The sequence below is a fragment of the Halomonas sp. E14 genome, assembly GCF_052568415.1.
Genome location: NZ_CP199423.1, coordinates 890,413 through 903,904, shown reverse-complemented (window position 1 = coordinate 903,904; position 13,492 = coordinate 890,413). Strand labels below are relative to the sequence as shown.

General features: G+C 57.7%; 13 protein-coding genes. 9 read left to right on the top strand and 4 right to left on the bottom strand.

Annotated features, from left to right (window positions below; genetic code table 11):
- The first annotated feature begins 364 nt into the window (after window positions 1-364).
- The 5 genes from ACT7B3_RS04155 to nirD all read left to right on the top strand — a co-directional run bounded on the left by ACT7B3_RS04155 (window position 365) and on the right by nirD (window position 6,593).
- Entirely contained in the window at window positions 365-997 is a 633-nt protein-coding gene (locus tag ACT7B3_RS04155) for an ANTAR domain-containing response regulator (RefSeq protein ID WP_445156946.1), read from the top strand.
- Complete coding sequence (locus ACT7B3_RS04150; protein ID WP_445156945.1) at window positions 994-2,034, top strand: CmpA/NrtA family ABC transporter substrate-binding protein; 1,041 nt, start codon at window positions 994-996, stop codon at window positions 2,032-2,034. The genes ACT7B3_RS04155 and ACT7B3_RS04150 overlap by 4 nt, the downstream gene beginning before the upstream one ends.
- Window positions 2,035-2,302: 268 nt before the next feature.
- Window positions 2,303-3,631: an NAD(P)/FAD-dependent oxidoreductase gene (locus ACT7B3_RS04145; protein WP_444678257.1), complete on the top strand. Its 1,329-nt coding sequence runs from the start codon at window positions 2,303-2,305 to the stop codon at window positions 3,629-3,631.
- A complete protein-coding gene (gene nirB, locus ACT7B3_RS04140) occupies window positions 3,628-6,150 on the top strand; it encodes a nitrite reductase large subunit NirB (protein ID WP_445156944.1) in 2,523 nt (840 codons plus the stop codon). Before ACT7B3_RS04145 ends, nirB begins: the two co-directional genes overlap by 4 nt.
- Window positions 6,151-6,221: 71 nt before the next feature.
- Window positions 6,222-6,593 carry a nitrite reductase small subunit NirD gene (nirD, locus tag ACT7B3_RS04135; protein WP_445156943.1) on the top strand — a complete coding sequence of 124 codons (372 nt, stop codon included), beginning with the start codon at window positions 6,222-6,224 and terminating at the stop codon, window positions 6,591-6,593.
- A gap of 85 nt (window positions 6,594-6,678) precedes the next feature.
- Here the strand turns inward: nirD and ACT7B3_RS04130 are convergent, their stop codons facing one another.
- Window positions 6,679-7,164 (bottom strand): VOC family protein, encoded by a 486-nt coding sequence (locus ACT7B3_RS04130; protein ID WP_445156942.1) that lies wholly within the window; start codon window positions 7,162-7,164, stop codon window positions 6,679-6,681.
- A gap of 278 nt (window positions 7,165-7,442) precedes the next feature.
- Here ACT7B3_RS04130 and ACT7B3_RS04125 point away from each other — a divergent pair, with 278 nt between their 5' ends.
- Both ACT7B3_RS04125 and ACT7B3_RS04120 read left to right on the top strand, forming a co-directional pair.
- A complete protein-coding gene (locus tag ACT7B3_RS04125) occupies window positions 7,443-7,700 on the top strand; it encodes a helix-turn-helix domain-containing protein (protein ID WP_445156941.1) in 258 nt (85 codons plus the stop codon).
- Window positions 7,690-8,742 carry a hypothetical protein gene (locus tag ACT7B3_RS04120; RefSeq protein ID WP_445156940.1) on the top strand — a complete coding sequence of 351 codons (1,053 nt, stop codon included), beginning with the start codon at window positions 7,690-7,692 and terminating at the stop codon, window positions 8,740-8,742. The genes ACT7B3_RS04125 and ACT7B3_RS04120 overlap by 11 nt, the downstream gene beginning before the upstream one ends.
- 39 nt (window positions 8,743-8,781) lie before the next feature.
- On the opposite strand, the gene ACT7B3_RS04115 is transcribed toward ACT7B3_RS04120, so the two are convergent.
- The 3 genes from ACT7B3_RS04115 to ACT7B3_RS04105 all read right to left on the bottom strand — a co-directional run bounded on the left by ACT7B3_RS04115 (window position 8,782) and on the right by ACT7B3_RS04105 (window position 12,388).
- Window positions 8,782-10,518: an Eco57I restriction-modification methylase domain-containing protein gene (locus ACT7B3_RS04115; protein WP_445156939.1), complete on the bottom strand. Its 1,737-nt coding sequence runs from the start codon at window positions 10,516-10,518 to the stop codon at window positions 8,782-8,784.
- 408 nt (window positions 10,519-10,926) lie between these two features.
- Window positions 10,927-11,286, bottom strand: a complete 360-nt coding sequence (locus ACT7B3_RS04110; RefSeq protein WP_445156938.1) for a hypothetical protein — start codon at window positions 11,284-11,286, stop codon at window positions 10,927-10,929.
- A 391-nt stretch (window positions 11,287-11,677) separates the two neighbouring features.
- Entirely contained in the window at window positions 11,678-12,388 is a 711-nt protein-coding gene (locus ACT7B3_RS04105) for a DUF6414 family protein (protein ID WP_445156937.1), read from the bottom strand.
- 227 nt (window positions 12,389-12,615) lie between these two features.
- Here ACT7B3_RS04105 and ACT7B3_RS04100 point away from each other — a divergent pair, with 227 nt between their 5' ends.
- Both ACT7B3_RS04100 and ACT7B3_RS04095 read left to right on the top strand, forming a co-directional pair.
- Window positions 12,616-12,846, top strand: a complete 231-nt coding sequence (locus ACT7B3_RS04100; RefSeq protein ID WP_445156936.1) for a site-specific integrase — start codon at window positions 12,616-12,618, stop codon at window positions 12,844-12,846.
- Window positions 12,847-13,044: 198 nt separating this feature from the next.
- Window positions 13,045-13,305: a tyrosine-type recombinase/integrase gene (locus ACT7B3_RS04095; RefSeq protein WP_445156935.1), complete on the top strand. Its 261-nt coding sequence runs from the start codon at window positions 13,045-13,047 to the stop codon at window positions 13,303-13,305.
- Window positions 13,306-13,492: the final 187 nt, after the last annotated feature.

Here is a 13,492-nt window from a genome sequence, read left to right as displayed (position 1 = left end):
GCACACCGCAGCCCGCGGCGTGATGCGAGGGGGTCATGGCGCACCATCGGTCGGCAGCGGCGGCCGCCGATGCACCCGCATGGTGCATCCGTGTCGGGGATTCCACCGTGCTGCCTTCACCCGGCGCTCTACCGTCCTCATCGAGTCCTCACCCTCACCTATCCCCTTACATCCTCAAGATCCCGGCCAGTTTCCTGACCATCGGCAGCTCCTGTCGCGACTTCTGGTCATACGTCGGCCAGCAGCGCGCAGGCAAACACCTGTCGTATGCCATGCCAGGCCGAAAAGGTCGCAGCTGGAATATTTCTTGCTAGGGTTGGGCTATGCAGCGCCTAGCCCCTCAGCCCGACACGAGCGACTCTCTATGCCTTCTCCCTTGAACATTCTGCTGGTCGACGACGAGATGGTGCGGGCCGCCATGGTCGAGGAGGCGTTGATGGCCGAAGGACACCAGGTCATCTGCCGGCTCGCCAGCCCCGCCAACCTCAACGAGATGGTCGAGCGATACCAGCCCGACGTGGTGATCATCGACATGGAGAGCCCCGACCGCGACACCCTGGAGAGCATGGCCCTGCTCAACCGCGAGAACCCGCGGCCGGTGGTGTTCTTCGCCGACCAGCACGACTCCGACATGCTCAAGGCCGCGCTCAAGGCCGGGGTCAGCGCCTACGTGGTCGACGGCCTGGTGCCGGAACGCGTGGAAGCCATCGTCGAGGTGGCCATTGCCCGCTTCGACGCCTTCCACAGCATGCGCCAGGAACTCGACAAGGCGCGCAGCCAGCTGGCCGAGCGCAAGCGCATCGAGCGCGCCAAGGGCCTGTTGATGAAGCACCAAGACTGCGACGAAGAGCAGGCCTACCGCATGCTGCGCAAGCTCGCCATGGACCGCGGCCAGCGCATCGCCGACGTTGCCGACAGCGTCGTCGACGTGCTTGGCCGCCTGAATACGTCATCGCCCCAGGGGCGATCCGCCGACAAACGGGAACCCCGCTCATGAGCCCGACGCACCCTTACGCCGCCACCCCGGAACGCACCTGCCTAACGCTTGGCTTCGTGCCCCTGCTCGATGCCGCCCTGCTGGTGGTGGCCCGCGAACGCGGCTGCTTCGCCGACCAGGGGCTGGAGGTAAACCTCTCGCGCGAGAACGCCTGGAGCACCCTGCGCGACAAGGTCGCCGCCGGCCTGCTCGACGGCGCCCAGATGCTTGCCCCCATGCCGCTGGCCATGAGCCTGGGGCTTGGCCGAGCGCCCTGTGACACCCTGGCCCCGTTGCTGCTCAGCCGCAACGGCAACACACTGACGCTCTCCACCCGGCTGAGCGAGGCGTGCGGCGCCGAGCTGGCCGACGACCCCGCCACCAGCGCCATGGCGCTGGGCGACTGGCTGCGCCGCCAAGGCAGCGCCCCCCGCCCGCGCCTGGCCATGGTCTACCCCTACGCCTGCCAGCACTATCAGCTGCGCGACTGGCTCGACCTGGGCGACATCACCCCCGAACGCGACGTGGAACTGGTGGCCATGCCGCCGCCACGCATGGTGGAAGCGCTGCGCATCGGCCAGATTGACGGCTTCTGCGCCGGGGAACCCTGGGGCACCCTGGCGCGCCACTGCGGCGTGGGCCGGCTGGCGGCCACCGGCGCCCAGCTGTGGCCCGACCACCCCGAGAAGGTGCTCGGCGTGACGCGCTCGTGGGCCGAACGCTACCCGGCCACCCTGGCCGCCCTGCTGCGCGCCCTGGCGGCGGCCAGTGTGTGGCTGGCCGACTCACCGGAGCATCGCCGCCAGGCCCTGGCCTGGCTGGCGCTGCCGCCCTACCTCGACCGCTCGGTGCGCCACCTGGAAACGCTCGACCTCGATACCGCACCGATTCACCAACGCTTCTACGGTGCCGGCATGCTGCGCCCCACGCCGCAGGATGCCCAGCACTTCGCCAGTCCCATGGCGCGCCAGCTGGAAGCTGCCGGTGACACCTTCGATCCCGCCAGCGTCGCGGCATGCTACAGCCCTGTGCATTTCGATGCTGCCATGCACCACTGATGTGCAGCCCCGGCCGGAGGCGGCACTCCGGCCCACCCCAACCATACTAGTAAACCAATGAAAAAAAAGAATTAACCTTCTTTTTAAGGCACCCTGGCCAGGTTCTTGAAACCATCTGGGCATAACGCGATCAACGGCGATCGCTCGCATGACTGGACAACGACGTCTCTGCGCCCCCGGCTCGATCCTCGCATCGACAGGGCAAGCGCCGAGGCGTCGTTGCGTTTTGTCTCCGTCATCACGACGCGCAGCGAAAGGAGGTGTTCGCATGCCCCAGCGACATCCCGAGAGTTCCGCCATTGAGCACCTGGTCATCGTCGGCAACGGCATGGCCGGCCACCGCCTGGTGGAAGCGCTCCTGGCCCGGCCCGAGCGGCCCGCCACGATCACCGTGATCGGTGCCGAATCCGCGCCGGCCTACAACCGCATCCTGCTCTCGCCGCTGCTGGCCGGCGAAATGGACAAGCGCGACCTTACCCTGCGCGGCGCCGAGTGGTACGCCGAACACGGCATCGAGCTGATCCTCGGCGAACGGGTGGAGCAGATCGACCGCTGCGCCCAACGGCTGACCACCGGCGCCGGACGCGAGCTCGCCTATGACCGCCTGGTGCTGGCCACCGGCTCAAACCCGGCCCGCCCGCCGGTGCCGGGGCTGGAGCTACCCGGTGTGCACGTGTTCCGCGACCTGCACGACGCCGACGCCCTGGCGCGCGCCGCCCAGCGTGGCGGAAGCGCCGTAGTGATAGGCGGCGGTCTGCTTGGCCTGGAGGCGGCGGAAGGGCTGCGCAAGCGCGGCATGCAGGTGAGCCTGCTGCAGCGCGACGACCGCCTGATGAACCGCCAGCTCGACCTCACCGCCGCCCGGCTGCTGGAAAGCGAGCTGCGCGGGCGCGGGCTCGACATTCACACCGACGCCCAGCTCGAGCGCCTGGAAGCCAATGCCGAAGGCCAGGTATGCGCTGCCCTGCTCGCCGACGGCACCCGTCTGGCCGCGGACTGCGTGGTGGTGGCCATCGGCATCGTGCCCAACGCCACGCTGGGGCGCGACGCCGGCCTCGACACCCAACGCGGGGTGATCGTCGACGAGTGGCTCACCACCAGCGACCCGGCCATTCACGCCCTGGGCGAATGCTGCGAGCACCGCGGCAACCTCTACGGCCTGGTCGAGCCGATCTGGCGCCAGGTCGAGGTGCTAGCCGACAAGCTGTGCCGCTCTGACGCCGAGCGCTCTGATGCCAACAGTGCCCAGGGCTACGTCGAGAAACCGACCGCCACCAAGCTCAAGGTAAGCGGCATCTCGCTCTACGCCTTCGGCCCCACCGAGGCCGAGCCCGACCACGACGTGCTGAGCTACCGCGACCCCCAGCAGGGCGACTACCGCCGCCTGCTGCTGCGTAACGGCCGCCTGGAAGGCGCCGTGCTCTACGGCGACACCGCCGCCGGCCCCTGGTACTTCGAACAGGCCCTGGCCGGGCGCGACCTCACCGCCTGCCGCGCCGCGCTGCTGCTTGGTGCCGCCGACGCCCAGGCCCTGCTCGACGACGCCGCCGAACACGCCCACGAATCACCGCACAGCCCCGCGAAGGAGGCCGCATGAACACGCCCAAGCAGAACCTGATCATCATCGGCAACGGCATGGTCGGCCACCACCTGGTCGAGCAGTTGGTCGAACAGGGCGCCACCGCGCGCTACGCCATCACCGTGTTCGGCGAAGAGCGCCACCTGGCTTACGACCGCGTGCACCTCTCGGAGTACTTCAGCGGCCGCGACGCTGCCTCACTCGCGCTTTCCACCGCCGACTACTACGCCGAGCACGGCATCGCGCTGCGCCTTGGCGAAGCGGTGAGCGCGATCAACCGCGACGCCGGCGAAGTGGTGACCGACCAGGGCCGCCACCGCTACGACCGCCTGGTGCTGGCCACCGGCTCCTACCCCTTCGTGCCGCCGATCCCCGGCAACGACCGTGAGGGCTGCCTGGTCTACCGCACCCTGGAAGACCTCGACGCCATCCGCGAAGCCGCCGAAAGCGCCTCTACCGGCGTGGTGGTGGGCGGCGGCCTGCTCGGCCTGGAAGCGGCCAACGCCCTGCGCGGGCTGAACCTCGATACCGCCGTGGTGGAGTTCGCCCCGCGCCTGATGCCGATGCAGGTGGACAGCGAAGGTGGCGAACTGCTGCGCGAGAAGATCGAGTCGCTCGGCGTGCAGGTGCTCACCGGCCGCGCCACCCAGGAGATCGTCGACGGCGAGGCCAGCCGCCACCGCATGGTGTTCCAGGACGGCAAGGTGCTGGAAACCGACCTGATCGTCTTCTCCGCCGGCATTCGCCCGCGCGACGAGCTGGCCCGCGACTGCCGCCTGGAGCTTGGCGAACGCGGCGGCGTGGTGATCGACGACCGCTGCCTCACCAGCGACCCGGCGATCCTCGCCGTCGGCGAAGTGGCGCTGTGGAACAACAGCATCTTCGGCCTGGTCGCCCCCGGCTACCAGATGGCCAAGGTGGCCTGCGCCACCCTGCTGGCCGGCGAGGGCAAGGCCAGCGAAACCTTCAAGGGCGCCGACATGAGCACCAAGCTCAAGCTAATGGGGGTCGACGTGGGCTCCATCGGCGACGCCCACGGCGACCGCACCCCAGGCGCGCGCATGTTCCGCTTCCTCGACCCGCTCAAGCAGCAGTACCGCAAGCTGGTGGTCTCCAGCGACGGCAAGCGCCTGGTCGGCGCCATGCTGGTGGGCGACAACAGCGTCTACGACACCCTGCTGCAGTACTACGCCAACCGCATCGAACTGCCCGCCGACCCGGCCTCGCTGATCCTGCCCGCCGGCAGCGGCGCCGCCCCCGCGCTGGGGCCCGACGCCTTACCCGATACGGCCATGATCTGCTCGTGCCACAACGTCACCAAGGCGGACGTGTGCGCCTCCATCGACGGCGGCGCGGTCGACCTGGGCGCGGTGAAAGGCGCCACCAAGGCCAGCACCGGCTGCGGCGGCTGTGCCGCCCTGCTCAAGACCCTGGTGGATCACGAACTCGAAAGCCGCGGCGTGGAGGTCGACAAGTCGATCTGCGAACACTTTCACTACACCCGCCAGGAGCTCTACGACATCGTGCGGGTGGAGGGCATCAAGACCTTCAGCGAGCTGATGGAGAAGCACGGTTCCAAAGTGGGTCATGGTCTCGGCTGCGATATCTGCAAGCCGGCGGTGGCCTCGATCCTGGCCTCCTGCTTCAACGAGCCGATCACCGACGCGGCCCACATCCCGCTGCAGGACACCAACGACACCTTCATGGCCAACATGCAGAAAAACGGCACCTACTCGGTGGTGCCGCGCATCGCCGGCGGGGAGATCACCCCCAACAAGCTGGTGGTGCTGGGCCAGGTGGCGCAGAAGTACGAGCTCTACACCAAGATCACCGGCGGCCAGCGCATCGACCTGTTCGGCGCCCGCCTGGAGGACCTGCCGGCGATCTGGGGCGAGCTGATCGAAGCCGGCTTCGAGACCGGTCACGCCTACGGCAAGTCGACCCGTACCGTGAAATCCTGCGTGGGCAGCACCTGGTGCCGCTACGGCGTGCAGGACAGCGTGGGCATGGCAATCCGGCTGGAGGACCGCTACAAGGGCCTGCGCGCGCCGCACAAGCTCAAGTTCGCCGTTTCCGGCTGCACCCGCGAGTGCGCCGAAGCCCAGAGCAAGGACGTCGGCGTGATCGCCACCGAGAACGGCTGGAACCTGTACGTGTGCGGTAACGGCGGCATGCGCCCCCGCCACGCCGAACTGTTCGCCACCGACCTCAGCGACGAGGAGCTGTTCCGCTACATCGATCGCTTCCTGATGTTCTACATCCGCACCGCCGACCGCCTGCAGCGCACCTCGGTGTGGCGCGAGAACCTGGAAGGCGGCCTGGACTACCTCAAGCAGGTGATTCTCGAGGACAGCCTCGGCATCGGCGAAGAGCTGGAGCGGCAGATGCAAGCCGTCGTCGACACCTACGAGTGCGAATGGGCCAACGCCATCAGCGACCCGGAGAAGCTCAAGCGCTTCCGCAGCTTCGTCAACGACGCGCGCCCGGACCCGGACATCATCTACACCACCGAGCGCGGCCAGCTTAGGCCAGCCTAAGGAGAGTGGCGGCGCCCAGCGCGCCGCCCTTCCCTGACCGCTACTGGCATAAAAGATCAAAAGGATTCGAAATGAGCACAGCAACTGCGGCCAAGACCATGACCCAGACCTGGCAAACCCTCTGCACCCACGCCGACCTGGTGCCCTACTCCGGCATTGCCGCCTGGGTGGAAACCGCCGAAGGCCCGGCCCAGGTAGCCATCTTCTACCTGCCAGGTCACGACCAGGAACTCTACGCCCTCGACCACCACGACCCCTTCTCCGGCGCCAACGTCATCGCCCGCGGCATCGTCGGCGACCTCAAGGGGCAGCCCGTGGTCGCCTCGCCGATCTACAAGCAGCACTTCCGCCTGGAAGACGGCCAGTGCCTGGAAGACGAAAGCGTCATCCTGCGCACCTGGAAGGTGAGCTTTAAGGGCGATGAGGTGTGGATCGAGGCGTGAGGTTGCAGCCCTTAGAAACGAAAAAGCCGCCGACGCTGGGGAAGCGTCGGCGGCTTTAGGTAAGCCCGTTCTCATCTCAACCGCGTCAACCGCGAAACGCAGCCTCGATCTGTGCGATGTCGATTTTCCGCATCGTCATCATGGCGTCGAACGCCCGCTTGGCAGCAGCACGGTCCGGGCTGGTGAACGCCTTCGTCAGCGCTACCGGGGTAATCTGCCAGGAGATGCCCCACTTGTCCTTGCACCACCCGCACTGGCTCTCCTCGCCGCTATTGCCGACGATGGCGCTCCAGTAGCGATCCGTCTCCTCCTGGTCTTCGGTCGCCACCTGAAACGAGAACGCCTCGCTGTGCTTGAACATAGGTCCGCCGTTCAGCCCGAGGCACGCAACGCCCAACACGGTGAACTCGACCGTCAACACGCTCCCCTCCTTGCCCGAGGGAAAATCCCCAGGGGCCCGGTGCACCGCGTCGAGCGATGAGTCGGGGAAGGTCTCGGCATAAAACCGTGCAGCTTCCTCAGCTCCGCCATCGTACCAAAGGCAGATCGTGTTCTTTGCCATGTGTTTCATGATCGGCTCTCTTCTCTGGGTGATTGCTGTGAGTGGCAATCTAACGTCGAACGGAGCTGGTCGAAATCGACAGGGGGTGGTGGTTAACGCTTAGCGTAACCGGCCGGCTTTGGAGCGCCAGCGGAAAAGCTGGTCCGCGTTGACGCTTTTGTTAGCTGGCTTGTCTCTCCCCACTCACTCTCCACTTGGCCATCGATAAAAACGCTACTCATAGTCGGTCGACTCATAATCATCTTTAACGTAAAAGTAGCATGTTCCGATAAGTGGTTGAAATTAATATGAAACAGGGCGGCTTGAGAAAACCCAGTGACGCTTTGATGCGGATGCTTGCAGCAAATGTCCGTGGCTTTCGACACGCCAAGAGGCTTTCGCAAGAGGAGCTAGCCGAGCGCTGTGGGTTACACCGAACATACATCGGCTCAGTGGAAAGAGGCGAGAGGAATGTAACCCTGAGCACTCTGGAAACCCTGGCCTTAGCCCTCGACGTCAGCATCATAGAGCTATTAAGTAAGCGAGATATAAACGATGAAGTATGACTCTCTTGAGCCGAATCATTACGCTACCATGATAAAAGAGAGCGGCTTAACGATTTATGATGCCATTGAAATTGGTGATCCTGATCTTTGGATTCCAACACCAGAGCTGGAGCATTTACTCAACACCGAAATGCAGGGACTTTCCCTTACTGGCCTACCTCTTAGAACACGTTCAAAAGTAGTGAAAGAACATGTTTGTCGAGCTCTTGGATATCCTGTCCCCGCCAGCTTTAAAAAGACGCAGCCAAGATTTCAAGGTCAGTTCTTCGACACGTATGTTCAGAAATCGAACAACCTTCAGGTTTGGAACGAAGAGCTTGCGCCTTCGCGGCGCTATGTAATCATTCGTTTAAATGACGAAGATATTGTCGTCAAGGTAAAAGTTGTGACGGGTGATACGCTGGCCATGCTGGATACCACTGGAACTTTGACACAAAAATACCAAGCTAGGCTAAACCCCGGAGAGGCCGAGCTGGAACTCATTAGCAACAAGGACACAGAACTCCTTCGCCGATTTGTTCGACCGACATTGGATCTAGCCGCCGTAGCTAGCCCGGTCAATCAGCCCCAGGCGGATCAGCTGCTGCCTATTGGGGAAATATTCGATCGGCTAGAATCACTGGTTGGAAAAAGCTTTGCTGATAGTGGCTATGACCAAGAGCGCAATCGAGGAGCAGCACTCCACCGACTTGTTTGTCAAAGCTTAGGGTACGCAGACTATCGGGATGATGGGCAGTTCCCGGACGTTCGCCATCAGCTTTTAGAAGTTAAACTGCAAACTTCACCGACCATTGACCTTGGTCTAGTCTGTCCGAATAGCACTGAAGCTTTGGATGTACCAATGATCGAGGGAAGACAAATCCGACATTGTGATGTGCGTTATGCCCTATTTTATGCGTTCACGAACGGCCAAGACGTCACATTAACAAAGTTGTTCCTGACTACTGGCGAAGACTTTTTCACCCGCTTTCCACAATTCCAAGGAAAGGTGCTTAACAAAAAACTTCAGATACCTCTCCCTGCTGGATTTTTTGACGATTAGGAATGCTACTCCTCGATCAACTGGAAATAAAATTCCACGTCAACCTTCTTTATCATCTGTAAGGGCGCTCCATACCAAGGCGTCCAACTTTTCTGCTAGCTGCTCAGCTTCTGGCGATGGGCTGCAATCATATACCTGCTTCGCCAGATTTATAATTTTTTGTCCGAGATGGCTATATGGATCTGGAATAGGAAATTTTTCAACATATTGAGTAATGAAGCGGCGGCGACCTGCATAAAGTTTATTGTTAAAGCTAAGGTCGTAAAATTTTTCAATAAACGTGGAGTTGCCGACAGCACAAGCCAGCCACAAGAGATCTGTCTGATCTATTTTTTCACATATAAGCCAGTAACAATCGCCATTAACAACCGAGCCACTCAAGTCAATCCAGAAGGTAGGTTCCTCGGCAATATCTCGGAAGACAAGCTTAGGTTGATCCCAGGAACCAGGGTCTTGGGGAACCCAAATTTCGTACCATTCCCTCCCAGATTCAATCACGTACTTGCGCCCTTCTAGGGTGTCTCGGTACTGTTCAAGGTAGGCTTGGCTTTGCGGATAATTATCTAGATTTACCGCGCGCCGACGCCCCTGCGCGATTTCATGAGGGTAAAGAATTTCCGTTTTCTGGGCGAGTTCGCGAGGCTTGAAACGGTGCGCTATATGATGAGTGATCAGGGGTTTGAGCAGCTCGGGGCGATCCCCTAAAGACAAGTTCTCCCAGTCTTTTCGGATGAACACTTTATCTGCGCAGGTTTTCACCCCAACACGAATCTTTCCAATATCGCGGAAGGTCCCCCAAGTATAAGAATCTACTTTCTTTAACCATGAATCAACAGCTTCTGTAGCAACGCGCCAAACCCCATCCGGGGTATCATTGGTATGGAGTTTTCCGTGTTGAACATGAAAACGCCGCCCATCATTGACCTTAATAACACCTTCTTTGGAAAGCGCTTCGATTGGATTTGAGGCCACATCAGTTTCCTGATTTTTGGTCTCGTAGATCGTAGAAAACTCAGGCCTAATGTCACTATGGCCGTTCTTCCCTTCTACGAGAAGAACCGCAGGAAGCACAGCCGCTTCAAATAGTTTGGTATCACCAAAATCCCAAGCGTGCCGAATATTGAAACGGTCGAAAATAGCCTGGCGGATAGAGGCGCCTGACTTTGTGGTCATAAAGCGGTTAGAAACAATAAGTCCAGCAATACCCTTTGGTTTCAAAACTCGTGACATGCCAAGAATAAAGGCGTAGTACAAATCTAAACGACCAGAAAGACCGAACTGACTTGCTAGAAGCTTTGCCTGCTTTGCCCCCAAGATTTGAGTGCGGACATACGGTGGATTGGCAATAATAAGATCATAGGCCTCAGGAACAGAAGGGCCAAAAAGATCCCCATAGTCGTGAATCCCAAAATTCTCGAGCACAAAATCCAGAAAGCTAACTGATTCAAAATGAAATGATACTAAGGGAAATTTATTCTGAAGTCGCTCGGATGCGATATTGAGCGCGTTTAGGTCTGTCTCAAAGCCATAAACTTCGAGCTTTAAAGCTCTTTGGGACGGCAATTGTTCCAACAAGCTTACAAGTAGCTCTCCATGCCCTACGGCCGGATCAAGAATTCGAAGGGTCCCCTTGCCGGAAAATTTCCCGACACCCTGGACGATCTGCTTGGCTACAAAATCCGCCAGCAATTTCGGGGTATAGGTGGCACCAGCAGACTTGTCCTCCGTGACGGAAGAGTAGCGTGATACCGAAACGGCTTGCTCAGCAGTAGACATGTTTTTCCCATGAGCCAAATGCTACTTATAGTATTCATTTCAGCCAGGAATTGCAAGCCTCATTTGCAAACTAGCGGCGGCCTCCTGTGCAGCTCAATGTGTGCCAGCTAACGTCCGCATTTGCGGCTGGTTTGGAGCGCAGCGGAAAACCAGTCCGACAACATGCGCTTGTTATGTTTTTGGTAGTTTAAACCCATGCTCAGCCTCTAGATATTTAAGAACTTTATGTAGCGCCCTATATATATTTAATTCATTATCACCAAATGGGTAGTATCCACTGATTAACTGTTCGGCGGGTATGTCTGTGGGCACAGCTCTCCGTTTATATTCATTTTCACCATCGTAAAATTTTACTGGGTAACGAAATGAGCGACCTTCACTTTCTAATTCTCCCCAACTTCCGTAATTTTAAATATTACGGTTATAACATTCGCTGCCTATGATGTTCTCGATATCAATCAAAATGTTTTTCAGCGGATCAATTTCTGCTCGAGTACGTTGGATCGCCTCATATTTTGAGATTTTGTTCTGTACATATTCAAGCTGCCCCCGAAAATAGTTTTCATTTTCTGATTGAGCCTCAAGCAGCCATTGGCTATATAACTCGTTTGCTTGATTGCCGCTTGAAAGCTCTTTTAATTCTATGATTGCTTCTAATTCGTCTTGAATGGAAGAAACACGCTCTTGCCAGCTGTCGAAATTTTTCTTCGCTTCTTGGATTAAGGACTCTTTTTCTTCATCAGAAACACCTGAATAGTCTAGAGCCACGAAATTTCTGTACGCATCAAGCTCTTCCTTGACTGTATAGGTTTACATTTCCTTGTCTTCAGGCCACGCTTCTTTTGCAGCATTTCTAATTTCTTCAATTACTAAGTCAGGTACTGGCATTTGACCTCCTTGAAAACATAACGCCCACAGCACGGGCAAAATTGAAGCGCAGCGGAAATTTTGTCCCAGTGACTGCGATTGTTAGCAATTATGCACATACCGACATTGCTGTCATTCTATAAGCAGGCCCATTTATCGAAAGACGACAAAAATTCTCGACAAATGGCTTTGCCAAATCTATCGAAGCTCTATAGTTATTTAAGCCATTTATGTCATTAGTCACTGCCATTAGCGTATCTAAAACACCCATAACATATGACAAAAATGTTCTTTAAACTAAGCTCAAAGTCTCTCCATCACCAATGCGCTTTGTTAATTTCCCAATGACAGCAAACTCACCATCAGTAAGCTTGGCCTTAATTTCTTTCGGGTCATAGTCAGTAACATCTAAGTCGACAACCCCAAATGGGATTCCGGTTTCAGGATTGCACAAAAGCATTTCAAGTTGCTTGGACTTTAAGTAATCTTGTTCTATTGCATCAATTAATTGAACGAGCGGCTTTTCATATTTAAGAAACTCATCAAGAGACTTCTTCTGAATACCAATTTTAACGCCAAAGTTTTTTAAGCCTTGAACAATCAGGGGTGCCGATGTTTGGAGTGTCTCTACAAGCTGAAAAATGTCAACCGGTTGCAATATGGCATTTGTTTTAATGTATTGGCCTTTTTTCATATCAGCACTTGGGAAGTCTTTTATATCCTTTCTCTCTTCTAGTTCATCAACGACAGTCATATGCAAGCCGCCCAGCGTATATCGCTTTATAGTTGTAACTTCGTTAGCGCTTGCACTTTTCCCTTCAACGCCTAACTCCGCTTTTCCAAGCAAGCCCTGCAAGAAAGAAATGCCTATTTTTACATTGGCCTGACTATTTGCTGAAGAAGAAACTTTCTCCTCGGATTCTGAGCCAACGCCTTTAAACAAGTATGCGGCAGCATTCAAAACCATTTTCTCATTCAAATACAAGGGCTCCAAATATCCCATATCTTCTCCAATTTTTTGTTGCTAACAGTGATTGGACTGCGAGTCCTGATATTGGATGAACACCTCTGCGCTTTTAACAATATTATCTGACGCGCTTCATTTCTTCCAACTCATTGATTTTTTAGACCTAAATATAGCTCGGCCACCTATCCAGAATTCGCGCGCTTGCGCGTTTTGCCGGAACCAATAATACTGTATGCATATCCATATTAAGAGGGAGCTGCCGTATGGATACGCAGACCAGACCGCCAAAGCTGATAGACCGTGTGAAGGCCATCATGCGGGTGAAGCGCTACAGCCCGCGTACCGAGAAAACCTACTGCTACTGGATTCGCTATTTCATTCGCTTCCATGGCGTGCGCCAACCTGCCAGCATGGGCGGTTCCGAGGTGCGTGCTTTCCTGGAGCATCTTACGGTGGAGCGCCAGGTGCAGCTGCCACTCAGAACCAGGCGCTGAATGCTATCGTCTTTCTCTATCACCATGTTCTCGAGCAGTCCTTGGGAGAGACCGGTGAATTCTCACGCGCCAAGCGACCTCGCCGGCTACCAGTAGTGCTATCCCACGAAGAAGTGATGCGCGTACTGGGCCACCTTTCCGGCTCCATGTATCTGATGGGGACATTGGCTTTTCCCTGCCACCCGGCCTTGCTGCGATATGGATGGCAAGGTGGTTCTCCACCATATTCACCCATCGGCAGTGCAAAGAGCGGTCAGGCACGCCATGCGAGCCGCATCGCTACCACGCCCCGGCTCCTGCCATACTTTGCGGCACAGCTTCGCCACCCACCTGCTGAGCCAGGGAACCGATATCCGCACCGTTCAGGAATTGCTGGGACACAAGTGCCTGGAAACCACTCAAATCTATACGCATGTACTGGGCAAGGGCTTTGCTGGCGTACGCAGCCCTTTGGTATAGGAGGACGCCAGGCATTCAAGCACGCTACCGCCCGGGAATGCCGCTCTTCGGCCTCCCCTCTTGGCGTTATCAGGCCGCCGCATGCCTCTATCGGACGATGCTGAACTCCGATTCAAAGCACTGTTGTAGATTAGTCTTTCCAAATAAACCATCGACACGTGCCGTGGCATCTTGAGTCTGATACCCC